Source organism: Citrobacter sp. Cpo069 (genome assembly GCF_030332785.1).
In the GTDB taxonomy this organism is placed as follows: Bacteria; Pseudomonadota; Gammaproteobacteria; order Enterobacterales; family Enterobacteriaceae; genus Citrobacter; species Citrobacter portucalensis.
This window is the reverse complement of the sequence record NZ_JAOWHD010000042.1, coordinates 510370-535140: the sequence shown is the minus strand read 5'-3', so window position 1 is coordinate 535140 and position 24771 is coordinate 510370. Positions and strand designations below refer to the sequence as shown.

21 protein-coding genes are annotated in these 24771 nt (G+C 53.7%); 17 read left to right on the top strand and 4 right to left on the bottom strand.

Annotated elements, in window-relative coordinates; translation table 11 throughout:
* The first annotated feature begins 242 nt into the window (after positions 1–242).
* The 7 genes from lepA to acpS all read left to right on the top strand — a co-directional run bounded on the left by lepA (position 243) and on the right by acpS (position 6749).
* Positions 243–2042, top strand: coding sequence for a translation elongation factor 4 (gene lepA / locus OGY08_RS06965; RefSeq protein ID WP_003037577.1), 1800 nt, complete (start codon positions 243–245; stop codon positions 2040–2042).
* Positions 2043–2057: 15 nt separating this feature from the next.
* Positions 2058–3032 (top strand): signal peptidase I, encoded by a 975-nt coding sequence (gene lepB, locus OGY08_RS06960; RefSeq protein WP_003835329.1) that lies wholly within the window; start codon positions 2058–2060, stop codon positions 3030–3032.
* Between the two features lie 269 nt (positions 3033–3301).
* Complete coding sequence (rnc, locus tag OGY08_RS06955; RefSeq protein ID WP_003037579.1) at positions 3302–3982, top strand: ribonuclease III; 681 nt, start codon at positions 3302–3304, stop codon at positions 3980–3982.
* Positions 3979–4884 carry a GTPase Era gene (gene era, locus OGY08_RS06950; RefSeq protein ID WP_003037581.1) on the top strand — a complete coding sequence of 302 codons (906 nt, stop codon included), beginning with the start codon at positions 3979–3981 and terminating at the stop codon, positions 4882–4884. The genes rnc and era overlap by 4 nt, the downstream gene beginning before the upstream one ends.
* Before the next feature lie 27 nt (positions 4885–4911).
* Complete coding sequence (gene recO, locus OGY08_RS06945; RefSeq protein WP_008785495.1) at positions 4912–5622, top strand: DNA repair protein RecO; 711 nt, start codon at positions 4912–4914, stop codon at positions 5620–5622.
* A 15-nt stretch (positions 5623–5637) separates the two neighbouring features.
* Positions 5638–6369, top strand: coding sequence for a pyridoxine 5'-phosphate synthase (gene pdxJ / locus OGY08_RS06940; RefSeq protein ID WP_125363654.1), 732 nt, complete (start codon positions 5638–5640; stop codon positions 6367–6369).
* Entirely contained in the window at positions 6369–6749 is a 381-nt protein-coding gene (gene acpS, locus OGY08_RS06935; RefSeq protein WP_003037588.1) for a holo-ACP synthase, read from the top strand. The genes pdxJ and acpS overlap by 1 nt, the downstream gene beginning before the upstream one ends.
* A 29-nt stretch (positions 6750–6778) precedes the next feature.
* Here acpS and OGY08_RS06930 read toward each other — a convergent pair whose 3' ends face one another.
* Together OGY08_RS06930 and OGY08_RS06925 are read right to left on the bottom strand one after the other, a co-directional pair.
* Positions 6779–7039 (bottom strand): YfhL family 4Fe-4S dicluster ferredoxin, encoded by a 261-nt coding sequence (locus OGY08_RS06930; protein ID WP_286565846.1) that lies wholly within the window; start codon positions 7037–7039, stop codon positions 6779–6781.
* A gap of 55 nt (positions 7040–7094) precedes the next feature.
* Positions 7095–7943: a MurR/RpiR family transcriptional regulator gene (locus OGY08_RS06925; protein WP_032944256.1), complete on the bottom strand. Its 849-nt coding sequence runs from the start codon at positions 7941–7943 to the stop codon at positions 7095–7097.
* A 117-nt stretch (positions 7944–8060) separates the two neighbouring features.
* Here OGY08_RS06925 and murQ point away from each other — a divergent pair, with 117 nt between their 5' ends.
* From murQ to tadA, 4 genes are read left to right on the top strand one after another with little or no spacing between them, the layout of a single operon-like run.
* A complete protein-coding gene (gene murQ, locus OGY08_RS06920) occupies positions 8061–8954 on the top strand; it encodes an N-acetylmuramic acid 6-phosphate etherase (protein WP_032944255.1) in 894 nt (297 codons plus the stop codon).
* A 9-nt stretch (positions 8955–8963) separates the two neighbouring features.
* Positions 8964–10328 carry a PTS transporter subunit EIIC gene (locus OGY08_RS06915; RefSeq protein WP_125363653.1) on the top strand — a complete coding sequence of 455 codons (1365 nt, stop codon included), beginning with the start codon at positions 8964–8966 and terminating at the stop codon, positions 10326–10328.
* A 3-nt stretch (positions 10329–10331) separates the two neighbouring features.
* Positions 10332–10967, top strand: a complete 636-nt coding sequence (yfhb, locus tag OGY08_RS06910; RefSeq protein WP_048234700.1) for a phosphatidylglycerophosphatase C — start codon at positions 10332–10334, stop codon at positions 10965–10967.
* A gap of 28 nt (positions 10968–10995) precedes the next feature.
* A complete protein-coding gene (gene tadA / locus OGY08_RS06905; RefSeq protein ID WP_071941323.1) occupies positions 10996–11532 on the top strand; it encodes a tRNA adenosine(34) deaminase TadA in 537 nt (178 codons plus the stop codon).
* Positions 11533–11572: 40 nt separating this feature from the next.
* Here the strand turns inward: tadA and mltF are convergent, their stop codons facing one another.
* Positions 11573–13123 (bottom strand): membrane-bound lytic murein transglycosylase MltF, encoded by a 1551-nt coding sequence (gene mltF / locus OGY08_RS06900; protein WP_008785489.1) that lies wholly within the window; start codon positions 13121–13123, stop codon positions 11573–11575.
* A gap of 257 nt (positions 13124–13380) precedes the next feature.
* On the opposite strand from mltF, the gene purL reads away from it, so the two are divergent.
* From purL to glnB, 5 genes are all read left to right on the top strand, one after another.
* Positions 13381–17268 carry a phosphoribosylformylglycinamidine synthase gene (gene purL / locus OGY08_RS06895; protein WP_125363651.1) on the top strand — a complete coding sequence of 1296 codons (3888 nt, stop codon included), beginning with the start codon at positions 13381–13383 and terminating at the stop codon, positions 17266–17268.
* A gap of 649 nt (positions 17269–17917) precedes the next feature.
* Positions 17918–19348, top strand: a complete 1431-nt coding sequence (qseE, locus tag OGY08_RS06890; RefSeq protein ID WP_125363493.1) for a two component system sensor histidine kinase QseE/GlrK — start codon at positions 17918–17920, stop codon at positions 19346–19348.
* A gap of 22 nt (positions 19349–19370) precedes the next feature.
* Positions 19371–20114: a two-component system QseEF-associated lipoprotein QseG gene (gene qseG / locus OGY08_RS06885; protein WP_125363472.1), complete on the top strand. Its 744-nt coding sequence runs from the start codon at positions 19371–19373 to the stop codon at positions 20112–20114.
* The gene (gene glrR / locus OGY08_RS06880; RefSeq protein ID WP_304502732.1) at positions 20114–21448 is read left to right on the top strand and encodes a two-component system response regulator GlrR; all 1335 of its coding nucleotides are present in this window, start codon (positions 20114–20116) and stop codon (positions 21446–21448) included. Before qseG ends, glrR begins: the two co-directional genes overlap by 1 nt.
* Before the next feature lie 60 nt (positions 21449–21508).
* On the top strand, positions 21509–21847 hold the full coding sequence (gene glnB, locus OGY08_RS06875; protein ID WP_002914032.1) for a nitrogen regulatory protein P-II: 339 nt from the start codon (positions 21509–21511) through the stop codon (positions 21845–21847).
* Positions 21848–21948: 101 nt separating this feature from the next.
* Here the strand turns inward: glnB and hmpA are convergent, their stop codons facing one another.
* Positions 21949–23139: an NO-inducible flavohemoprotein gene (gene hmpA, locus OGY08_RS06870; RefSeq protein WP_125363473.1), complete on the bottom strand. Its 1191-nt coding sequence runs from the start codon at positions 23137–23139 to the stop codon at positions 21949–21951.
* A 326-nt stretch (positions 23140–23465) separates the two neighbouring features.
* On the opposite strand from hmpA, the gene glyA reads away from it, so the two are divergent.
* The gene (gene glyA, locus OGY08_RS06865; RefSeq protein WP_079935298.1) at positions 23466–24719 is read left to right on the top strand and encodes a serine hydroxymethyltransferase; all 1254 of its coding nucleotides are present in this window, start codon (positions 23466–23468) and stop codon (positions 24717–24719) included.
* The last annotated feature ends 52 nt before the right edge of the window (positions 24720–24771 follow it).

Genomic DNA, 24771 nt, shown 5'->3' with positions numbered 1-24771 from the left:
CAGGTCTACAGCGTGCTCAGATGCAGGCGTAGGCCGGATAAGGCGTTTATGCCGCCATCCGGCAAAAGTTTCACCGACTTTGCAAGGTTGTTTCCAGTTCCCGCTATCCTTGCTCTATGAACGTTTCCTCGCCTCAGCGTTGTAGTGTAGAATGCGGCGTTTCACTTAAACAGACGTTAAGCTCAGATCAGCGACTTCTCAGAGCCTGCTCCGGCGGGCGTAAGGCACAATAATTACACTATATGAAGAACATACGTAACTTTTCAATCATAGCTCACATCGACCACGGTAAATCGACGCTGTCTGACCGTATTATCCAGATCTGCGGTGGCCTGTCTGACCGTGAAATGGAAGCGCAGGTTCTCGACTCGATGGATCTTGAGCGTGAGCGCGGTATTACTATCAAAGCGCAGAGCGTGACGCTCGATTTCAAAGCATCTGATGGTGAAACCTATCAGCTTAACTTTATCGACACCCCGGGCCACGTTGACTTCTCGTATGAAGTTTCCCGCTCGCTTGCTGCCTGTGAAGGCGCATTGCTGGTTGTTGATGCCGGACAGGGCGTAGAAGCGCAGACCCTGGCTAACTGCTATACCGCCATGGAAATGGATCTGGAAGTAGTACCGGTACTGAATAAAATTGACCTGCCAGCCGCCGATCCTGAACGCGTAGCGGAAGAGATCGAAGATATCGTCGGTATCGATGCGACAGATGCCGTTCGCTGCTCGGCGAAAACCGGCGTTGGCGTCACTGACGTTCTTGAACGTCTGGTACGCGACATTCCGCCGCCGGAAGGCGATCCGGAAGGCCCATTGCAGGCGTTGATCATCGACTCCTGGTTCGATAACTACCTTGGCGTGGTGTCACTGGTGCGTATTAAAAACGGCACCATGCGTAAAGGCGACAAAATTAAAGTAATGAGCACCGGTCAGGTCTATAACGCTGACCGTCTGGGCATCTTCACGCCAAAACAGGTTGACCGTACCGAGCTGAAATGCGGCGAGGTAGGTTGGTTGGTTTGTGCGATTAAAGACATCCTCGGCGCACCGGTTGGCGATACCCTGACGCAGGCGCGTAACCCGGCAGACAAACCGCTGCCAGGCTTTAAAAAAGTGAAGCCGCAGGTTTACGCCGGTCTGTTCCCGGTGAGCTCTGACGACTATGAAAACTTCCGTGACGCGCTTGGCAAACTGAGCCTGAACGACGCCTCCCTGTTCTACGAACCGGAAAGCTCTACCGCGCTGGGCTTCGGCTTCCGTTGTGGCTTCCTTGGTCTGCTGCACATGGAGATCATTCAGGAACGTCTGGAGCGTGAATACGATCTGGATCTGATCACCACCGCGCCGACCGTAGTCTACGAAGTCGAAACCACGGCGAAAGAGACTATCTACGTCGATAGCCCGTCCAAGCTGCCGCCGCTGAACAACATCTACGAACTGCGTGAGCCGATCGCTGAGTGTCACATGCTGCTGCCGCAGGCTTACCTTGGCAACGTCATCACCCTGTGTATCGAGAAGCGTGGCGTCCAGACCAACATGGTTTACCACGGTAACCAGGTGGCGCTGACGTATGAGATTCCAATGGCGGAAGTCGTACTCGATTTCTTCGACCGTCTGAAGTCGACCTCTCGCGGCTACGCGTCGCTGGACTATAACTTCAAACGCTTCCAGGCGTCTGACATGGTGCGTGTTGATGTCCTTATCAACAACGAACGTGTCGATGCGCTGGCGCTGATTACCCACCGCGACAACTCCCAGAGCCGTGGCCGTGAACTGGTTGAGAAGATGAAAGATCTGATCCCTCGTCAGCAGTTTGATATCGCGATCCAGGCGGCCATTGGTACGCACATCATCGCGCGTTCAACGGTTAAGCAGCTGCGTAAAAACGTTCTGGCGAAATGCTACGGTGGCGATATCAGCCGTAAGAAAAAGCTGCTGCAAAAACAGAAAGAGGGTAAAAAGCGCATGAAGCAGATCGGTAACGTCGAACTGCCGCAGGAAGCGTTCCTCGCCATTCTGCATGTCGGTAAAGACAGCAAATAATCTTAAGGAGTTGGCATGGCGAACATGTTTGCCCTGATTCTGGTGATTGCCACACTGGTGACGGGCATTTTATGGTGCGTAGATAAATTTATCTTCGCGCCAAAGCGCCGGGAGCGTCAGGCAGCAGCGCAAGCTGCTGCAGGTGATTCACTGGATAAAGCTACGCTGAAAAAAGTGGCACCTAAGCCAGGCTGGCTGGAAACCGGGGCGTCCGTTTTCCCGGTACTGGCGATTGTGCTGGTGGTGCGTTCATTTATTTATGAACCATTCCAGATCCCGTCAGGTTCGATGATGCCGACGCTGCTTATCGGTGACTTTATCCTGGTGGAGAAATTCGCCTACGGGATTAAAGATCCGATTTACCAGAAAACGTTGATCGAAACCGGTCATCCGAAACGCGGTGATATCGTGGTGTTTAAATACCCGGAAGATCCGCGTCTGGACTACATTAAACGTGCTGTCGGTTTACCGGGAGACAAAGTAACGTACGATCCAGTGGCGAAAGAGGTGACTATTCAGCCTGGATGCCGTTCCGGTCAGGCGTGTGAAAACGCGCTACCGGTAACGTACTCTGATGTTCAGCCAAGTGATTTTGTACAGACCTTTGCTCGTCGTAACGGCGGTGAAGCGACCAGCGGCTTCTTTGAAGTTCCGCTGAACGAAACGAAAGAGAACGGTATTCGCCTCTCTGAGCGTAAAGAAACGCTGGGTGAGGTTACGCACCGCATTCTGACCGTGCCGATTGCGCAGGATCAGGTGGGGATGTATTACCGTCAACCTGGTCAGCCGTTGGCAACATGGATCGTTCCGCCGGGACACTACTTCATGATGGGTGATAACCGTGATAACAGCGCGGACAGCCGTTACTGGGGATTTGTACCGGAAGCGAATCTGGTTGGTAAAGCGACCGCTATCTGGATGAGTTTCGATAAGCAAGAAGGTGAATGGCCGACCGGTGTGCGTTTAAGCCGTATTGGTGGCATTCACTAATCACCGATAATCGTTCACGTTGTCGTCATTACGACGGCAGCGTGAATTATTTCTCGGATAAATTCCCGCAGACTAACGACATCCCTTGTCGTTGTGTATAGAATATTCCCCCGAAGTTTTAGGTTGGCACCGACAGGTTGCCACGGCACACGAAACAGCGTTGGTTTGTATATAAATGCATGCAGGCGAAGCCAGATGGCTCAGCGAAGTGCGTATATCAGGTCTGTTTCGTGTGCTGAATTGTTGACGCATTCATTTATTGGTATCGCATGAACCCCATCGTAATTAATCGGCTTCAACGGAAGCTGGGCTACACTTTTAATCATCAGGAGCTGTTGCAGCAGGCATTAACTCACCGGAGCGCCAGCAGCAAACATAACGAGCGTTTAGAATTTTTAGGCGACTCTATTTTGAGCTTTGTTATCGCTAATGCGCTGTATCACCGTTTCCCGCGTGTGGATGAAGGCGATATGAGCCGCATGCGCGCGACGCTGGTTCGCGGCAATACGCTGGCTGAATTAGCCCGTGAGTTTGACCTCGGTGAATGTTTACGTTTGGGGCCAGGTGAGCTGAAAAGCGGCGGCTTCCGTCGTGAATCAATCCTGGCGGATACCGTTGAAGCTTTGATCGGCGGCGTCTTCCTCGACAGCGATATTCAAACCGTTGAGCAATTGATCCTGAACTGGTATCAAACTCGTCTGGATGAAATTAGCCCAGGCGACAAACAAAAAGATCCGAAAACGCGCCTGCAGGAATATTTGCAGGGCCGCCACCTGCCTCTGCCGTCTTATTTGGTGGTACAGGTCCGTGGTGAAGCACACGATCAAGAATTTACTATCCACTGCCAGGTCAGCGGCCTGAGTGAACCGGTGGTTGGCACAGGTTCGAGCCGTCGTAAGGCTGAGCAGGCTGCCGCCGAACAGGCGTTGAAAAAACTGGAGCTGGAATGAGCGAAGAGAAAACCTACTGCGGATTTATTGCTATCGTCGGTCGCCCGAACGTCGGCAAATCCACCCTGTTGAATAATCTGCTTGGGCAGAAGATTTCTATTACCTCACGTAAGGCTCAGACAACACGTCACCGTATTGTTGGCATCCATACCGAAGGCGCGTATCAGGCGATTTATGTTGATACCCCGGGTCTGCATATGGAAGAAAAACGGGCTATTAACCGCTTGATGAACAAAGCGGCGAGCAGCTCGATCGGTGATGTTGAACTGGTTATTTTCGTTGTCGAAGGCACCCGCTGGACGCCGGACGACGAAATGGTGCTCAACAAACTGCGTGATGGCAAAGCCCCGGTTATTCTGGCCGTTAACAAAGTCGACAACGTTCAGGAAAAAGCCGATCTGCTGCCGCACCTGCAGTTCCTGGCAAGCCAGATGAACTTCCTTGATATCGTACCGATTTCTGCCGAAACCGGCTTGAATGTCGATACCGTTGCGGGCATCGTGCGTAAGCATTTGCCGGAAGCTATTCATCACTTCCCGGAAGATTACATCACCGACCGTTCTCAGCGCTTTATGGCCTCTGAAATCATCCGTGAAAAGCTGATGCGTTTTCTGGGTGCTGAACTGCCGTACTCCGTTACCGTGGAGATTGAGCGTTTTATCTCTAACGAGCGCGGTGGCTACGACATCAACGGTCTGATCCTCGTCGAACGTGAAGGGCAGAAGAAGATGGTTATTGGCAACAAAGGGGCCAAGATTAAAACCATCGGCATCGAAGCGCGTAAAGACATGCAGGAGATGTTCGAAGCGCCCGTTCACCTCGAACTGTGGGTGAAAGTGAAATCCGGCTGGGCCGATGACGAACGCGCGCTGCGTAGCCTCGGTTACGGCGACGACGTCTAAACACATCTTCTGAAACACGGCGAATATATGGAAGGATGGCAACGCGCTTTTGTCCTGCATAGTCGCCCCTGGAGCGAAACCAGTCTCGTGCTGGACGTCTTCACGGAAGAGTCGGGTCGCGTGCGCCTTGTGGCTAAAGGCGCACGTTCCAAACGCTCCAATCTTAAAGGCGCACTCCAGCCTTTTACCCCGTTGTTGCTTCGCTTTGGTGGACGTGGCGAGGTCAAAACCTTGCGCAGCGCCGAAGCCGTTTCTCTGGCACTCCCCCTTAGCGGAATCACGCTGTACAGCGGCTTGTATATTAACGAGCTTATCTCGCGCGTACTCGAATACGAAACCCGCTTTTCTGCACTCTTTTTCGATTACCTGAACTGTATTCAGGCGCTGGCTGGCGCGACGGGTTCGCCAGAACCTGCATTGCGTCGCTTTGAGCTGGCCTTACTTGGTCATCTGGGGTATGGCGTCGATTTTACCCACTGTGCGGGCAGCGGCGAGCCGGTAGACGACACCATGACCTATCGCTACCGGGAAGAAAAAGGGTTTATCGCAAGCGTAGTGATTGATAACGCCACCTTTACCGGACGCCATCTGAAAGCACTCGAATCGCGGGAATTTCCGGATGCTGATACGCTTCGCGCCGCGAAACGCTTTACCCGCATGGCGTTAAAGCCGTATCTTGGTGGTAAGCCCTTAAAGAGCCGCGAATTATTCCGGCAGTTTATGCCGAAGCGAAAATAAAAAACGAGGATTGTCATGGCCGAATTACTGTTAGGCGTCAACATTGACCACATTGCCACTTTACGTAATGCACGCGGTACCGCATATCCGGACCCGGTTCAGGCAGCGTTTATCGTTGAACAGGCGGGCGCGGACGGTATTACCGTACACCTGCGTGAAGACCGTCGTCACATCACCGACCGTGACGTACGTATTTTGCGCCAGACGCTGGATACGCGCATGAATCTGGAAATGGCAGTCACCGAAGAGATGCTGTCGATTGCCGTTGAGACTAAGCCGCATTTTTGCTGCCTGGTGCCGGAAAAACGTCAGGAAGTTACCACTGAAGGTGGGCTGGACGTCGCCGGTCAGCGTGACAAGATGCGCGATGCCTGCAAACGGCTGGCGGACGCAGGCATTCTGGTTTCGCTGTTTATCGATGCCGATGAAGAACAGATTAAGGCCGCTGCGGAAGTTGGCGCACCGTTTATTGAGATTCACACCGGCTGTTACGCCGATGCGAAAACCGACGCAGAACAGGCCAGCGAACTGGCGCGTATCGCCAAAGCGGCAACCTATGCTGCAAGTCTTGGCCTGAAGGTGAATGCGGGTCACGGTCTGACGTATCACAACGTTAAAGCTATCGCGCGGATCCCGGAAATGCACGAGCTGAACATTGGCCATGCCATTATTGGACGTGCGGTGATGAGCGGCCTGAAAGAGGCCGTAGTAGAAATGAAGCGCCTGATGCTGGAAGCGCGTGTCTAATGGCGATTCTGGGATTAGGTACGGATATCGTGGAGATTGCCCGCATCGAAGCGGTGATCTCCCGTTCCGGCGACCGCCTGGCAAGACGTGTGCTCAGCGACAACGAATGGGCAATCTGGGAAACGCATCAGCAGCCGGTGCGTTTTCTGGCGAAGCGTTTTGCAGTCAAAGAGGCGGCAGCAAAAGCCTTTGGCACGGGTATTCGCAATGGGCTGGCGTTTAATCAGTTTGAAGTCTTTAACGATGAACTCGGTAAGCCGCGTCTGCGATTATGGGGAGAGGCGTTAAAACTGGCGGAAAAACTCGGCGTTGCGCACATGCATGTGACGCTGGCCGATGAGCGTCACTACGCCTGCGCCACGGTGATTATCGAAAGTTAGATTCAGGACGATGCCGGATGGCGACGCGGCTAAAGTTTGTCGGCGTGGTGCATCAGCACAAACTTATCCCACAGCTGCTCTTCTGTTTCGACATGCGCCGGATCTTTCAAAATAGTATTGGGGATCGGGCACACTTTCTGGCAGGTTGGCGTGTTGTAATGGCCTACGCATTCCGTACACTTGTCGCTGTTAATCTCGTAAATGCTATCACCCATCGAAATCGCCTCATTCGGGCATTCGGGCTCGCACATATCGCAATTGATACACTTTTTAGTGATTAACAGGGCCATCAGGAAACTCTCAAAACATCACAAATCGGGCGGGCATTATACGCGCATTCTTTGCTCAGACCAGTTTTTTTACCAGTGCCTCACTGTGGCGAATACGTTCCGGGGCATGCTCCAGATCCTGCTGTACCAGCGCCATAAACAGTAAATCAGTGAGCATCATTTGCGCATGGGTGGAGGAAATCGCTGCGCTGCGCGTGGCCTGCTCCTCGGCAATGGTGTACAGACAATGACTTGCCCGTTGCTGCAGGGCGTTCGGTGTGAATCCGGTGATGGCGAGGATTTTCGCGCCGGTGCGCAACGTTTCATCCGCAGCCAGGTTGAGCTCGCGACGCTCTCCGGTATACGAAATGGCCAGCAGTAGATCGTTGGGCGAAAGCGCCTGCACCGTCGCCAGTAGGGCGTGCATATCGCGTTCCACCACCGCGTTAAAACCAATCTTCAGCAGCTTCCAGGCAAAATTCTGTGCCACCAGACCCGATGCGCCAATCCCGGTCACGATAATGCGGCGGGCTGAACGCAGCATCGTGACGCTCTCCATCAGTTTCTCTTCGCTGTTGACGTCCAGCGTTGCATGCATCGCCGCCACGTTCTCTTTAATCAGTTTCTCGCCTACCATTCGCATCGGGTCGTCACCGCGAATCTGATTATGTACCGGAATGGAATGGGGATTGGGATTGCTGGCCAATGCTTCGCTAATCGCCAGTTTGAGTGCCGGGAATCCTTTAAAGCCCATCTTTTGCGCGAATTTCACCACGCTGGACTGGCTGACGCCCGCTTCAAAGGCCAGCTGTTGTGAACTGAGATGACGCGCAGTATCCGGTTGAGCAAGAAGATAATCCGCAAGTTTTTTATCGCTTTGCGCGAGATCCGGATAACGCTGACGAATGCGAATTAAACAGTTCATGCTTTCTCCTGGCGAAAATGTGATGGCGATTACAAAACAAAATATCACTCGCCTTAGTGAATATAATATTCCATTATGACAGATTATTATGAATTAAAAATTCCTAAGGAACAAAAAATGAATCTCGGTGCGTTAGTTTCAGAAACCCGCAATCCTCAGACCATGGATCTGGATGCGCTCTCCACTCTGGAGTTGGTTCATCGTTTTAATCAACAGGATACGCTGGTAGCTGAAGCAGTAAAAGCAACTCTTCCCGAAGTTGCGCGTGCGGTCGATGCGGCAGCTGACGCGCTAAAAGCCGGTGGACGCATTATTTACATGGGAGCAGGTACCAGCGGGCGTCTTGGGGTGCTGGACGCGTCTGAATGCCCGCCGACCTTCGGCGTCCCGCACGGTCTGGTGGTTGGGCTGATTGCCGGGGGACCGGGCGCTTTGCTGAAGGCAGTAGAAGGCGCAGAAGACAACCCGCAGCTAGGCGAAGACGATCTGCGTGGGCTCAATCTTACCGCACAGGATCTGGTGGTGGGGCTGGCAGCTTCTGGTCGCACGCCGTATGTAATTGGCGGGTTGAAATATGCGCGTTCGGTGGGCTGTACAACGGCGGCTATTTCTTGCAATCCGGATTCCCCTATCGCGCATGAAGCGGATATTGCTATTTCTCCGGTAGTGGGGCCTGAGGCGCTGACCGGGTCAACACGACTGAAATCCGGCACCGCGCAAAAGCTGGTGCTCAATATGATCTCCACCGGCGCGATGGTGAAATTTGGCAAGGTGTACCAGAACCTGATGGTGGATATGCAGGCAACCAACGTCAAACTGGTCGATCGGGCGTGCCGTATGGTGGTTGAAGCCACCGGTATTGCGCGGGCTCAAGCTGAAACGCTGCTGAAGCAGACGGATTATGATGTTAAGCCAGCTATTTTAATGGCGCTCACCGGCCTGGATGCCGCTGCCGCCCGCGAAAAGCTTGCCGCTCACCAGGGTTTTTTACGCGCGGCGTTAGAACACTAAGAGGTGTATATGGATAAGACGGCGTTGCTGGCCAGCGACATCCTGCTGGGCGTTGGCGGAGAGAACAATATTCTGCGTCTGGAAAACTGTATGACCCGTGTCAGGGTGGAAGTTCAGGATGACGGGCAGATCGATATTCCCCGCCTCAGGCAACTGCCCGGCGTTAGCGGCTACGTGAAGCAGGGCGCACAGCACCAGATTATTGTCGGCCCCGGTAAAGCTGCCAAAGTGGTGGATGCCATGCGTTCCCTGATTGCCGATGGCGGCGAGCGAGCAGGTGCCAATGATATTGAGCGCACCAAGTCAGAGGCCAAAGCAAAGTACAAAGCGCCGATGAGCGATGCGCTGCGCAAGCTGGCGAACGTCTTTATCCCTCTTATTCCGGCGTTTATCGCCTCCGGTTTGATTACCGGGATTATTAACATCCTTAAGCGCCCGGATATCGTCGGGGATTTTGCGACCCACTATCCAAATATGCTGGGGTTGATGGGCATATTTGGCAGCGCCGTGTTTGCCATTATGAATATTCTGGTCGGGGTGAATACCGCCAAAGTTTTCGGTGGCTCCCTGGCAATGGGCGGGGTGATGGCGGGGATCCTTTCCAGCCCTCAACTGGCGCAAATTACCCTGTTTAGCGAAGCGTTGCAGCCGGGGCGCGGTGGGGTGATCGCGGTATTGCTGGTGGTTGCGCTGATGTGCTGGATCGAACGTAAATTCCGCACGCTGTTGCCGGAATCACTGGAGCTTATCCTTAACCCGCTGCTAACCACCATCATTACCGGCGTAATCGCGATTGTGGCGCTGCAACCGCTTGGCGGATGGATTTCTGAATCTATCGCTCACGGCGCATCCTGGGCTATCGATCGCGGCGGTTTTCTGGTCGGTGCCGTGCTGGCAGGAACCTTTCTGCCGTTGGTGCTCACCGGACTTCATCAGGGATTGGTGCCCATCCACGTTGAGCTGGTTCAGGCACACGGTTATAACGCGCTTTTTCCGATCCTGGCAATGGCGGGCGTTGGGCAAATAGGTGCTGCGATCGCGGTTCTGATGAAAACTCGTAATGCGCGGCTAAAGAAAGTGATCAAAGGGGCGTTACCGGTCGGACTGCTGGGGATTGGCGAGCCGCTGATTTTTGGCGTAACGCTGCCGTTGGGTAAGCCGTTTATCGGTGCCTGTCTTGGCGGCGCGGTAGGTGGGGCGCTGATTAGCTACTGGAAGGTGGCGACGGTCATCACCTTTGGCATCTCCGGGTTACCGCTGGCACTGACGATTGTTGCCGGAAAAGTGATGTTCTATCTGTTAGGCTATCTGGTAGCAGTTATCGCCGGGTTCCTGTTTACCTGGCTATTGGGATTCACTGATCCAGAGGAATAAGGTTTGACCAATCACCAGCGCCGCGTTGTCTTTTTTGATTTGGATGGCACGTTACACCAGCAGGATATGTTCGGTAGTTTTATTCGTTATCTGCTGCGTCGCCAGCCGCTGAATGCGTTGCTTGTGCTGCCTCTGTTACCGGTGATTGCGCTGGCGTTGCTGATAAAAGGACGTGCCGCCCGCTGGCCAATGAGCCTGCTGTTATGGGGATGCACTTTTGGCCGCAGCGAGGCGCGTCTGAAAGCGCATCAGGCCGACTTTGTGCGCTGGTTTCGCAGTAACGTGACGGCGTTTCCGCTCGTGCAGCAGCGGCTGACAACCTACCTGTTAAGCTCTGACGCTGATATCTGGCTTATTACCGGCTCTCCGCAGTCACTGGTCGAGCAGGTTTACTTTGATACTCCATGGCTACCGCGAGTCAATCTGATCGCCAGCAAAATGGCACGGGGATACGGCGGCTGGGTACTGACTTTGCGCTGTCTGGGCCATGAGAAAGTGACACAACTGGAACGCCACATTGGCGCGCCGCTACAGCTTTACAGTGGTTATAGTGACAGTAATCAGGACAATCCGCTGCTCTCTTTTTGCCAGCATCGCTGGCGCGTCACGCCGCGCGGAGAGCTTCAGCAACTCGAATAGCTAACGCACATGCAATTTGAAGTATGACGTGTATAATGCGCCCGCTTTGATTACTGGAGTTACCCCTTTGTCAGATGTTGAATTTAGCCACGAATACTGGATGCGTCATGCTTTAACGCTGGCTAAGCGCGCCTGGGATGAGCGTGAAGTCCCGGTGGGTGCGGTATTGGTACATCACAACCGAGTGATTGGCGAAGGCTGGAACCGCCCGATTGGACATCATGATCCGACTGCCCACGCTGAGATTATGGCGTTGCGTCAGGGCGGCCTGGTGCTGCAAAACTACCGCCTGTTAGATGCCACGCTGTACGTCACTCTGGAACCGTGCGTGATGTGCGCTGGCGCGATGGTGCACAGCCGTATCGGTCGGGTCGTTTTTGGTGCGCGCGATGCGAAAACGGGCGCTGCCGGGTCATTAATGGATGTACTGCATCACCCTGGAATGAATCATCGGGTTGAAGTGACAGAGGGGGTACTGCGGGATGAATGTGCCACGTTGCTCAGTGATTTTTTCCGCATGCGCCGGCAGGAAATCAAGGCCCTGAAAAAATCCGCTAATCAGTAACTCTCAGCCTGATGGCAGTGCGCTTATCAGGCGTACAAGACTACTTCTCCTCTTTTTTATGCGGTGAAAACAGCAGGGAAGGGGAGTGCGTCAGGTAGTTTGACGACGTTTGAGACAGAAACGCCGAAAGCGGGAATTTCTCTTTACCTAATAGTTCTGCGGGCGTCACCGTCGGGTAATCCTGCGCCAGTTGCTGCGTTTCTAGCGCCTGTTTTTCTTTCTCTTGCAGATATCCCACCAGGCTAATTTGGTACTTACGGATATTTTCCACATAGGCGTAAGCTTCGTGGCCGCGCGCATAGCCATAGGTCAACTTGTTATAATACGGTTTTTGGCTGAGCAGCGGTAATCGCTGTTTTACGTCAGACCAACTGTTCGGATTGCCTTTGGTTTTCACCGTCAGCGCCCGCGCATCCAGCATGTGCGCATAACCCATGTTATAGGCTGCAAGGGCAAACCAGATGCGTTCTCCTTCGGGGACGGTATCCGGTACTTTACTCATCATATCCTGCAAGTATCGCGCGCCGCCGCTGATACTCTGTTCGGCATCGGTACGGTCGGTCAGCCCGAGACTCTGAGCGGTATTTTTGGTCAACATCATCAGCCCGCGTACGCCGGTTGGAGAGGTGGCCTGCGCGTCCCAGTGTGATTCCTGATATGAGATAGCGGCCAGTAGTCTCCAGTCTATCTCTTGCGCATATTTCTCAAACAGCGGCTTGAGGTCCGGCAACACGCTGTCTACGGCACGTAAAAAGGAGCGGGTATCGACATAGTCAAAATCATCGCCATGCCCGAGATATTTCTCTTCCAGCCGTGCCAGAGAACCGTCTTCATTCATAGTGTTGAAGAAATCCAGTAGGGCGGCAGACAGCGTGTTGTCATCGTCCAGCCGACTAAACCATGTCACCGGTTGTTCGTCAGAGACGTCGAGCGCTACGGCCAGCTCAGGATGCACGCGTTGATATAAGCTGATGGCGACAGAATCGGCAATGGTGTAATCCAGCTTTCCGGCGATTACATCATCAAGCAGTTCGGTGGTGCCCTTTTTGTCATCGACTTTCCAGCTCAGATCGGGAAATTTTTTCTCTTTTAGCTGCTGGAGGTCATTAACCACCACGTGCCCCGGGGCGATAGTCAGTTGGTTTTCGTTCACGGTGGCAAGTGTGCGCGGGCGGTATTGCCCAACCCGGTACACCAGCTGTTGTGAAACCGAATAATAGGTCGGGCCTGGCTGGTAATTTTTCACCCGCTCGCTGTTATAGACCAGACCAGCGGCTAACAGGTCGGCATTGCCGTTATCCAGGTCGTCAAAAAGCTGGCTGATGTTCTGGCGTACGGTAACTTTTAACTTCACGCCTAAGTAGTCGGCAAATTCCTGGGCCAGTTCATAATCCAGGCCGAATTTTTTGCCGTTGAGGGTCGCGTAAGTTAACGGTGAGTCGATGGTACTGACGCGCAGCTCTCCCCGCGACTGAATGGCGGCGATACGATTTTCGGCTTTACCGAACCAGGGGATAGATGGCCAAAGGGCCGCTGCCAACAACAGCGTCAATATGCCGATGAACAGATAATTAATCTTTAATTTTTTCAATTAGTTAATTCTCTGAACCGTACGTTGTCTCTGTCTGTTGTGGTGTTGATTAAGAAGTGAAGTCGTCATTAATGAACGGCATTTTGCTTAAACTTGCGTCAGTTGGCAACTTATTCAGAAATCTGACCGCATTTGATGATAAGTGACGGTCGTGATTTTATTTCGACGCAAACGGTTTCGTCGGCGCGGTAGATTCTTTATAATGACGCCCGTTTCCCCCACTTGGGCACACCGAAAGCTTAGAAGACGAGAGACTTATGATGGAAATTCTGCGTGGTTCACCTGCACTGTCTGCATTCCGTATTAACAAACTGCTGGCACGTTTTCAGGCTGCCAACCTCCAGGTCCACAACATTTACGCCGAGTACGTCCATTTTGCCGATCTGAATGCACCGTTAAATGAAGATGAGCACGCGCAGCTTGCACGCCTGCTGAAATATGGTCCTGCTCTGCAAAGCCACGCCCCGGAAGGCAAACTGCTGCTGGTTACGCCTCGCCCAGGCACCATCTCCCCGTGGTCTTCTAAAGCGACTGATATTGCCCACAACTGCGGTCTGCACCAGATTAGCCGCCTGGAACGTGGCATTGCCTGGTATGTAGAAGCCTCTACGCTGACCGCTGAGCAATGGCAGATGGTGGCCGACGAACTGCACGACCGCATGATGGAAACGGTTTTCTCTGCGCTGAACGATGCCGAAAAACTGTTTGCCCATCACCAACCGGCGCCGGTCTCCAGCGTTGATCTACTGGGTGAGGGGCGTCAGGCGCTGATCGACGCTAACCTGCGTCTGGGTCTGGCGCTGGCGGAAGACGAAATTGACTATCTGCAGGATGCGTTCACTAAACTGGGGCGTAACCCGAACGATATTGAACTATACATGTTTGCGCAGGCCAACTCTGAGCACTGCCGCCACAAGATTTTTAACGCCGACTGGGTTATCGATGGTAAACAGCAGCCGAAGTCGCTGTTCAAGATGATCAAGAATACCTTCGAAACCACGCCGGACCACGTGCTGTCTGCCTATAAAGACAACGCTGCGGTAATGGAAGGCTCTGAAGTGGGCCGCTATTTTGCCGACCACAAAACCGGCCGCTACGATTTCCATCAGGAACCAGCCCACATCCTGATGAAGGTTGAAACTCACAACCACCCGACGGCTATCTCTCCGTGGCCAGGTGCTGCAACCGGCTCCGGTGGCGAAATCCGCGACGAGGGCGCAACAGGTCGCGGTGCAAAACCGAAAGCCGGGCTGGTGGGTTTCTCCGTTTCCAACCTGCGTATTCCTGGCTTTGAACAGCCGTGGGAAGAAGACTTCGGTAAGCCGGACCGTATTGTTACCGCGCTTGATATCATGACCGAAGGTCCGTTGGGCGGTGCGGCGTTTAACAACGAATTTGGTCGTCCGGCGCTGACTGGCTACTTCCGTACCTATGAAGAAAAGGTCAACAGCCACAACGGCGAAGAGCTGCGCGGTTACCATAAACCGATCATGCTGGCAGGCGGGATCGGTAACATCCGTGCCGATCACGTGCAGAAGGGCGAGATCGTCGTTGGCGCTAAGCTTATCGTCCTAGGCGGCCCGGCAATGAACATTGGCCTTGGCGGCGGGGCAGCCTCCTCTATGGCTTCCGGCCAGTCTGATGCCGATCTTGATTTCGCTTCCGTACAGCGTGACAACCCGGAAATGGAACGTCGTTGCCAGGAAGTTATTGACCGTTGCTGGCAGATGGGGGATGCGAACCCGATTCTGTTTATCCATGACGTTGGCGCGGGTGGACTGTCTAACGCTATGCCGGAGCTGGTAAGCGATGGTGGTCGCGGCGGTAAGTTCCAGCTGCGCGATATCCTCAGCGATGAGCCGGGTATGAGCCCGCTGGAAATCTGGTGTAACGAATCCCAGGAACGCTACGTGCTGGCGGTTGCTGCCGATCAATTGCCGCTGTTTGACGAACTGTGTAAGCGCGAGCGCGCGCCGTATGCGGTGATTGGTGAAGCTACCGAAGAACAGCATCTGACCTTGAGCGACAGCCACTTCGACAACCAGCCGATCGACATGCCGCTTGATGTGCTGCTGGGTAAAACACCGAAAATGACCCGCGATGTGCAGACGCTGAAAGCCAAAGGCGATGCCCTGAACCGTGGTGAAATCTCGATTGCAGATGCGGTTAACCGCGTGCTGCATCTGCCGACTGTCGCGGAGAAAACGTTCCTCGTGACCATCGGTGACCGTACCGTTACCGGCATGGTGGCGCGTGACCAGATGGTTGGTCCATGGCAGATCCCGGTCGCTAACTGCGCGGTCACTACCGCAAGCCTCGATAGCTACTACGGCGAAGCGATGTCTATCGGCGAACGCGCGCCGGTTGCACTACTGGACTTCTCTGCCTCTGCGCGTCTGGCGGTCGGTGAAGCGCTGACAAACATTGCGGCAACGCAGATTGGTGACATCAAACGTATTAAGCTGTCGGCAAACTGGATGGCGGCTGCGGGTCACCCTGGTGAAGATGCTGGCCTGTACGAAGCAGTAAAAGCCGTTGGGGAAGAGCTATGCCCGGCGCTCGGCCTGACCATTCCAGTGGGTAAAGACTCTATGTCGATGAAAACCCGCTGGCAGGAAGGTAACGAGCAGCGTGAAATGACCTCGCCACTGTCGCTGGTGATTACCGCCTTTGCCCGCGTAGAAGATGTGCGCCACACCATTACCCCGCAGCTGTCTACTGAAGACAACGCCCTGCTGCTGATTGACCTCGGTCTTGGTCACAATGCGCTGGGCGCTACGTCGCTGGCGCAGGTTTACCGTCAACTGGGCGATAAGCCTGCCGACGTGCGTAACGTTGAGCAACTGAAAGGCTTCTACGATGCGATTCAGGCGCTGGTCGCTGCGCGTAAGCTGCTGGCCTATCATGACCGTTCTGACGGTGGTCTGCTGGTTACGCTGGCGGAAATGGCCTTCGCCGGTCACTGCGGTATTGACGCTGATATCCACTCTCTGGGTGAAGATCGTCTGGCGGCGCTGTTTAACGAAGAACTGGGTGCGGTGATTCAGGTTCGTGCTGCTGAGCGTGAGGCGGTGGAAACGATTCTGGCTACCCACGGCCTGGCAGACTGCGTACACTTCCTCGGTAAAGCCGTTGAAGGTGACCGCTTCACCCTGACCGCTAACGGCCAGCCGGTGTTTAGCGAAAGCCGTACAACCCTGCGTATGTGGTGGGCGGAAACCACCTGGCAGATGCAGCGTCTGCGTGACAATCCGGAATGCGCCGATCAAGAACACGATGCTAAAACCAACGATGCGGACCCTGGTCTCAACGTTAAACTGTCGTTTGATATCAACGAAGATGTTGCCGCTCCGTACATCGCCACCGGTGCGCGTCCCAAAGTGGCCGTACTGCGCGAGCAGGGTGTGAACTCCCACGTTGAAATGGCAGCTGCCTTCCACCGTGCGGGTTTCGACGCCATCGATGTGCACATGAGCGACCTGCTGGGCGGACGTATCGGCCTGGGTAACTTCCAGGCGCTGGTGGCCTGCGGCGGCTTCTCTTACGGCGATGTGCTTGGCGCTGGTGAAGGTTGGGCGAAGTCGATTCTGTTCAACAACCGCGTCCGTGATGAGTTCGAAACCTTCTTCCATCGCCCGCAAACGCTGGCACTCGGCGTGTGTAACGGTTGTCAGATGATGTCTAACCTGCGTGAGCTAATCCCAGGAAGCGACCTGTGGCCGCGCTTTGTACGTAACCACTCCGATCGTTTTGAAGCCCGCTTCAGTCTGGTCGAAGTGACGCAAAGCCCATCCTTACTGCTTGCTGATATGGTGGGTTCGATGATGCCGATTGCCGTTTCTCACGGTGAAGGTCGTGTCGAAGTGCGTGACGGTGCGCATCTGGCTCAGCTTGAGAGTAAAGGTCTGGTGGCGCTGCGCTACGTTGATAACTTCGGTAAGGTGACCGAGACCTATCCGGCTAACCCGAACGGTTCGCCGAACGGCATTACTGCAGTGACCACTGAAAATGGTCGCGTCACCATTATGATGCCGCACCCGGAACGTGTGTTCCGTACCGTGAGCAACTCCTGGCACCCGGAAAACTGGGGCGAGGATAGCCCATGGATGCGTATTTTCCGCAACGCGCGTAAACAGCTCGGTTAATTCGCTCAATAGTCATCAAGCCCCTCTTCGCGAGGGGCTTTTTTTTGTCTGCCGGATGGAACCCGCCTGATGACGCTACGCTTATCAGGCCTACAGGGAAAATGCGGTTGTAGGCCGGATAAGGCGTTCACGCCGCCATCCGGCAATAAACTCAGCGCTTGCACCTAAAAGTAAAGTGTCGGGAAATGCCGACATGGGCAGGGTTGCGGTGTCGTCAAAAAGAGACGTTTAATTATTTGATTTAATAGGGATTTGTTTTTAAGTGCTGCAAGTGTTGCTGATTGGCGACAGAGAGAACAAAAAACAGCCAGAATTGTTATTTGTGAAAATAATAATATTTTTCATACTTATCATTGTGTTAATAAAGTGTTTTGAATATTGGCACAGATGCTGCATAATATTAACCAGTGGCTCATTCACCTTCTTATGTCAGCCCCTTCGGGACGTGCTACATAAACTTCGAATGACGCACAACAAGGTGCCTGCCGTCCAACATCTGATATTAGCATTGCTCATATCAACCTCCGGGCGAAACGTCGAGTTAGGCACCGCCTTATTCCATAACAAAGCCGGGTTAATCCCGGCTTTGTTGTATCTGGCGTTCCCCTCAGTTAGCATCAATCTATTCCTGTCCATTGAGAGTAACGCCTTGAAGCGCTGGTCAGTTTTTCCCCGATCTTTACGTCAATTGGTGACGTTGGCCTTCTTGCTTATCCTGCTGCCGTTGTTAGTTCTGGCCTGGCAGGCATGGCAAAGTCTGAATGCCCTGAGCGCGCAGGCTGCGCTGACAAACCGCACCACGCTGATTGATGCCAGACGCAGCGAGGCGATGACCAACGTCGCGCTGGAGATGGAGCGCAGCTATCGGCAATACTGCGTGCTTGATGACCCAACATTGGCCAGGGTCTACCAAAGTCAGCGTAAACGCTACAGCGACATGCTGGATGCGCATGCGGGGGTGTTGCCGGATACCAAGCTCTACCAGGCGTTGCGTCAGGATCTTAACGATCTCGCGCAGTTGCAGTGTAAAAACAGTGGTCCTGACAGTGTGTCGGCTGCACGGCTGGAAGCGTTCGCCAATGCCAATACCGAGATGGTGCAAGCGACGCGTACCGTGGTCTTTTCTCGTGGGCAGCAGTTACAGCAGGAAATAGCCGAACGCGGGCAGTTTTTTGGCTGGCAGGCACTGGTGCTGTTTCTCGTCAGCCTGGCGATGGTCTTGCTGTTTACCCGCATGATTATCGGTCCGGTGAAGGGCATTGAACGGATGATCAACTGTCTGGGAGAAGGGCGCTCGCTGGGGGATAGCGTATTATTTACCGGGCCACGGGAGCTGAGATCCGTGGGGAAGCGTATCATCTGGTTAAGCGAACGCCTCTCCTGGCTTGAGTCGCAACGGCATCAGTTTTTACGCCATCTTTCCCATGAGCTGAAAACGCCGCTGGCGAGCATGCGCGAAGGTACCGAATTGTTGGCCGATCAGGTGGTTGGCCCGTTAACACCGGAGCAAAAAGAGGTGGTCGGTATTCTGGATGACAGCAGCCGTAACCTGCAAAAGCTGATTGAACAACTCCTCGATTACAACCGCAAGCTGGCTGATGACGAGGTGGAACTTGAAAGTGTGGAAATCACGCCGCTGGTGGAAAGCGTTGTTTCTGCGCATAGCCTGCCTGCTCGCGCCAAAATGATACATACTGATGTTGCGCTTGCGGTGAACACCTGCCTGGCAGAACCGATGCTGTTGATGAGCGTGCTGGACAATCTTTATTCCAATGCGGTGCACTATGGTGCTGAATCCGGTAACATTTGGATCCGCAGCAGTTTGCATGGCTCAACGGTATACATCGATGTAATGAATACTGGCACACCGATTCCAGAAGCAGAACAGACCATGATCTTCGAGCCTTTTTTCCAGGGGAGTCATCAGCGAAAAGGGGCGGTAAAAGGAAGCGGGTTGGGGCTAAGCATTGCCAGAGATTGCATCCGCCGTATGCGGGGCAAGCTGTATCTGGTTGATGACCATGCGCAAAACGTTTGTTTTCGCATAGAACTGCCGCTAGCTGCTGCGAAAAATCACTAAAATAAACTTAAGTCTGGTGAGTATGCCATACGTTGTTGTCCGAATGCTTAAACGACATTTTCTTCGTCGCGTCATCCTCGCAAGCTTGCCGTGCCTGGCGCTGGTTGGTTGTGTCCCGAACGCGGTGAATCATATTATCGGCGATCCCTCGCAGGAGAAAATTCCGCCTAATCAACTGGCGGACTACCTTGCAACCGACTGTGCGGATATCTGGTCGCTGTCTGGCCAGTCAACAGAAACCAATCCGTTGTACTGGCTGCGGGCGATGGATTGTGCCAATCGCCTGATGCCGGTGCAGGCGCGTAGTGAAGCCAGCACCCTGATGACAGATACCTGGCAGGGCGCTTTCAGGCGTGGGATCCTGCTCGATAATGCCAACATTACGCCGCCTGAAAGGCGGGAGGTTGTTACGCGCCTCGATGCGTTAAGCCCGCAAATTCCGCCGCAGGTACGCCCGCTGTATCAGGTCTGGCGCAGCAGCCAAACGTTGCAGTTGCAGCTTGCCGAAGAGCGTATGCGCTACAGTAAGCTCCAGCAGGCGTCCGACAGCGATCTCGATACGCTGCGCCAACAGCAACAGCATTTGCAGTCCCAGCTCGATCTCACGACCCGCAAGCTGGAGAATCTGACCGATATTGAGCGTCAGCTTTCCACGCGCAAACCTGGCGGTAACTACAATCCTGATGCGCCGCACGGGAACGATAAACTCACTACGCCTGATAACGAAGAAGGCGCAGCGCCGTCTGCCGATGAGGTTACACCATGATAAGCCGTAAGCCCGCGCATCTGCTGCTGGTGGATGACGATCCGGGACTGTTGAAATTACTTGGAATGCGACTGACCAGCGAAGGCTACAGTGTCGTGACCGCGGAAAGTGGGCAGGAAGGGTTACGGGTGCTGAACCGTGAAAAAGTGGATCTGGTTATTAGCGATCTGCGTATGGATGAAATGGACGGCATGCAGCTGTTTACTGAAATCCAGAAAGTACAGCCTGGAATGCCGGTAATTATCCTGACCGCTCACGGCTCCATCCCGGACGCCGTTGCGGCGACCCAGCAAGGGGTGTTCAGTTTCCTCACTAAACCAGTCGACAAGGACGCGTTATATCACGCGATTGACGGGGCGCTGGAACAGTCTGCGCCCGCCACCGATGACAGCTGGCGCGAATCTATCGTTACCCGCAGCCCGCTGATGCTACGCCTGCTGGAACAGGCGCGGATGGTGGCGCAATCGGACGTTAGCGTCTTGATCAACGGTCAAAGCGGAACCGGGAAAGAAGTTTTCGCTCAGGCTATTCACAACGCCAGCCCACGCAGCCAAAAACCTTTCATTGCCATTAACTGCGGCGCGTTGCCGGAACAACTGCTGGAATCAGAACTGTTTGGTCATGCGCGCGGTGCTTTTACCGGTGCGGTGAGCAATCGTGAAGGGCTGTTTCAGGCCGCAGAAGGCGGTACGCTGTTTCTCGATGAGATTGGCGATATGCCTGCGCCGTTACAGGTGAAACTGCTGCGCGTATTGCAGGAACGAAAAGTCAGACCGTTGGGCAGTAACCGCGATATCGACATTGATGTGCGGATCGTTTCTGCGACCCACCGCGATTTACCCAAAGCGATGGCACGGGGCGAATTTCGCGAGGATTTGTACTATCGCCTCAATGTGGTGAGCCTGAAGATCCCTGCGCTGGCCGAGCGTACGGAAGATATTCCGCTGCTGGCGAACCATCTGCTGCGCCAGTCTGCTGAACGGCACAAACCGTTCGTACGCGCCTTTTCAACCGATGCCATGAAGCGGTTAATGACCGCCAGTTGGCCGGGCAACGTGCGTCAACTGGTCAACGTAATTGAGCAGTGCGTGGCGTTGACCTCTTCGCCGGTGATCAGCGACGCGCTGGTGGAGCAGGCGCTGGAAGGGGAAAACACCGCGCTGCCGACCTTTGTTGAGGCGCGTAACCAGTTTGAGCTCAACTACCTGCGTAAGCTGCTGCAAATCACCAAGGGCAATGTGACCCACGCAGCAAGAATGGCGGGGCGCAACCGCACCGAATTCTATAAATTACTTTCTCGGCACGAGCTGGATGCAAACGATTTCAAAGAATAAATCTGCGGATTATGTTAGCTTTATTCGATCAAAAGACAGGCGACCTTTTCAAGGAATAGCATGAAAAAGATTGATGCGATTATTAAACCCTTCAAGCTGGACGACGTCCGCGAAGCGCTGGCAGAAGTCGGCATTACCGGTATGACTGTGACAGAAGTGAAAGGTTTTGGCCGTCAGAAAGGCCATACCGAGCTGTACCGTGGTGCGGAATATATGGTGGATTTTCTGCCGAAGGTAAAAATTGAAATTGTGGTTACCGACGACATCGTCGATACCTGCGTCGACACCATTATCCGTACTGCCCAGACCGGCAAGATCGGTGACGGTAAGATTTTTGTCTTCGACGTGGCACGCGTTATTCGTATTCGTACCGGTGAAGAAGACGACGCGGCAATCTAAGCCGCGCCGTTGATTTGTAGGCCTGATAAGCGTAGCGCATCAGGCAGAGTGATTGCCGGATGGCGGCGTAAACGCCTTATCCGGCCTACTTGCGTAACACATTACAAGACTTTGTGCGGGCCAAAGCACTCGTAATGAATGTTCTCGTTTTTCACGCCCAGACCGACCAGCTGCTTCGCGGCGAACTGCATGAAACCAACCGGACCGCACAGATAAAACTGCATCGCCGGATCGCTGATTGCGCTTTCCAGTTTGTTCAAATCTATCAGACCTACGCTATCAAAGGCACCTTTCGCACGATCGGCTTCGGTTGGCTCACGATACCAGGTGTGTGCGCTAAAGCGTGGCAGCGTTTTGCCGAGTTCGTTGACTTCATCAGCGAAGGCATGCACGTCACCATTTTCTGCCGCATGGAACCAGTTAACCTGCGCCGTATGCTGCGCTTTTGCCAGCGTATCCAGCATCGCCAGCATTGGGGTTTGTCCCACGCCCGCGGAGATCAGAGATACCGGGGTGTCGGTCGCAACGTCCATAAAGAAATCGCCCGCAGGTGCGGCCAGGTGAACAACGTCGCCAACATTCGCATGGTTGTGCAGCCAGGTTGAAACCTGACCACCGTCCTCACGCTTAACCGCAATACGGTAGCCTTTGCCATCGGGTTTACGGGTCAGTGAGTACTGACGAATTTCCTGATGCGGGAAACCTTCCGGCTTTAACCAGACGCCCAGATATTGCCCCGGATGATATTCAGCTACTGCGCCACCGTCGACAGGTTCAAATTCAAAGCTGGTGATAAGTGCACTGCGTGGGGTTTTTGCCACGATACGGAAAGGACGGGTACCTTCCCAGCCGCCATTTTTATTGGCATTTTCGCTGTAGATTTGCGCTTCACGGTTGATGAAAACGTTCGCCAGCACGCCGTATGCTTTGCCCCACGCATCCAGAACTTCCTGGCCTGGGCTGAACATTTCGTCCAGCGTTGCCAGTAAATGGCCACCCACGATGTTGTACTGCTCGGGTTTAATCTGGAAGCTGGTATGCTTCTGTGCGATTTTCTCAACAGCCGGCAACAGTGCCGCCAGATTTTCGATATTGCTGGCATACGCGGCAATAGCATTAAACAGCGCTTCACGCTGATCGCCATTACGCTGATTACTCATGTTGAAGATTTCTTTCAGCTCTGGGTTATGCGTAAACATGCGGTCGTAGAAATGGGCGGTCAGCTTCGGGCCTGTTTCAACCAGCAGGGGAATGGTGGCTTTCACTGTAGCGATGGTTTGTGCGTCAAGCATACGGTCTTCCTTTATCTGAGACTTTAATGATGTATGTCAAATGCATCTTATAAAAAATACCCCTGCATTGTAAATGGTTCTTTGTAACTTTGCGTTGTAAAGGTTACATCGTGAAAAATCTGCATCACAAACCTGAAAAGAAATCCGTTGAAATTCAGCAGACCTTTGTTCTCCAAAGCCTTGCGTACCTTGAAGGTAATCGTTTGCGTAAAATCCTTTGTCAAGACCTGTTATCGAAGAATGATTCGGTTATACTGTTCGCCGTTGTCCTACGGACCGCCTTTTAAGGCCGAAAATTTTATTGTTAGCTGAGTCAGGAGATGCGGATGTTAAAGCGTGAAATGAACATTGCCGATTATGATGCCGAACTGTGGCAGGCTATGGAGCAGGAAAAAGTACGTCAGGAAGAGCACATCGAACTGATCGCCTCCGAAAACTACACCAGCCCGCGTGTTATGCAGGCGCAGGGTTCTCAGCTGACCAACAAATATGCTGAAGGTTATCCGGGCAAGCGCTACTACGGCGGTTGCGAGTACGTTGATATCGTTGAGCAACTGGCTATCGATCGCGCAAAAGAGCTGTTTGGCGCTGACTACGCTAACGTACAACCGCACTCCGGCTCTCAGGCTAACTTTGCTGTTTACACCGCTCTGCTGCAACCGGGCGATACCGTTCTGGGTATGAACCTGGCACAAGGCGGCCACCTGACTCACGGCTCCCCGGTTAACTTCTCCGGCAAACTGTACAACATCATCCCTTACGGTATTGATGAGTCCGGCAAAATTGACTACGAAGACATGGCGAAGCAGGCCAAAGAGCACAAACCGAAGATGATCATCGGTGGCTTCTCTGCTTACTCCGGCGTTGTTGACTGGGCAAAAATGCGTGAAATCGCCGACAGCATCGGTGCATACCTGTTCGTCGATATGGCGCACGTTGCGGGTCTGATTGCCGCAGGCGTTTATCCGAACCCGGTTCCACACGCACACGTTGTGACCACCACCACCCACAAAACCCTGGCGGGTCCACGCGGTGGCCTGATCCTGGCGAAAGGCGGTGACGAAGAGCTGTACAAAAAACTGAACTCTGCTGTGTTCCCAAGCGCGCAGGGCGGCCCGCTGATGCACGTGATCGCGGCGAAAGCTGTGGCGCTGAAAGAAGCGATGGAGCCTGAGTTCAAGGTTTACCAACAGCAGGTTGCCAAAAACGCCAAAGCGATGGTGGAAGTGTTCCTGAACCGTGGCTACAAAGTGGTTTCTGGCGGTACTGAAAACCACCTGTTCCTGCTGGATCTGGTTGATAAAAACCTGACCGGTAAAGAAGCTGACGCCGCGCTGGGCCGTGCTAACATCACCGTTAACAAAAACAGCGTACCGAACGATCCGAAGAGCCCGTTTGTGACTTCCGGTATCCGTATCGGTTCTCCGGCTGTGACTCGCCGTGGCTTTAAAGAATCGGAAGTGAAAGAGCTGGCTGGCTGGATGTGTGACGTTCTGGACAACATCAATGACGAAGCTGTTATCGAGCGCGTCAAAGGTAAAGTGCTGGATATCTGTGCACGTTTCCCGGTTTACGCGTAAGTAATACGGATTGCCAGATGGTGGTGTAAACACCTTTTCCGGCCTACAGGTA

Bases quoted from the DNA above. Each gene is read 5' to 3' on its own strand.
- lepA (WP_003037577.1), top strand. From the start codon at position 243: ATGAAGAACATACGTAACTTTTCAATCATAGCTCACATCGACCACGGT.
- lepB (WP_003835329.1), top strand. From the start codon at position 2,058: ATGGCGAACATGTTTGCCCTGATTCTGGTGATTGCCACACTGGTGACG.
- rnc (WP_003037579.1), top strand. From the start codon at position 3,302: ATGAACCCCATCGTAATTAATCGGCTTCAACGGAAGCTGGGCTACACT.
- era (WP_003037581.1), top strand. From the start codon at position 3,979: ATGAGCGAAGAGAAAACCTACTGCGGATTTATTGCTATCGTCGGTCGC.
- recO (WP_008785495.1), top strand. From the start codon at position 4,912: ATGGAAGGATGGCAACGCGCTTTTGTCCTGCATAGTCGCCCCTGGAGC.
- pdxJ (WP_125363654.1), top strand. From the start codon at position 5,638: ATGGCCGAATTACTGTTAGGCGTCAACATTGACCACATTGCCACTTTA.
- acpS (WP_003037588.1), top strand. From the start codon at position 6,369: ATGGCGATTCTGGGATTAGGTACGGATATCGTGGAGATTGCCCGCATC.
- OGY08_RS06930 (WP_286565846.1), bottom strand. From the start codon at position 7,039: ATGGCCCTGTTAATCACTAAAAAGTGTATCAATTGCGATATGTGCGAG.
- OGY08_RS06925 (WP_032944256.1), bottom strand. From the start codon at position 7,943: ATGAACTGTTTAATTCGCATTCGTCAGCGTTATCCGGATCTCGCGCAA.
- murQ (WP_032944255.1), top strand. From the start codon at position 8,061: ATGAATCTCGGTGCGTTAGTTTCAGAAACCCGCAATCCTCAGACCATG.
- OGY08_RS06915 (WP_125363653.1), top strand. From the start codon at position 8,964: ATGGATAAGACGGCGTTGCTGGCCAGCGACATCCTGCTGGGCGTTGGC.
- purL (WP_125363651.1), top strand. From the start codon at position 13,381: ATGATGGAAATTCTGCGTGGTTCACCTGCACTGTCTGCATTCCGTATT.
- qseG (WP_125363472.1), top strand. From the start codon at position 19,371: ATGCCATACGTTGTTGTCCGAATGCTTAAACGACATTTTCTTCGTCGC.
- glnB (WP_002914032.1), top strand. From the start codon at position 21,509: ATGAAAAAGATTGATGCGATTATTAAACCCTTCAAGCTGGACGACGTC.
- hmpA (WP_125363473.1), bottom strand. From the start codon at position 23,139: ATGCTTGACGCACAAACCATCGCTACAGTGAAAGCCACCATTCCCCTG.
- glyA (WP_079935298.1), top strand. From the start codon at position 23,466: ATGTTAAAGCGTGAAATGAACATTGCCGATTATGATGCCGAACTGTGG.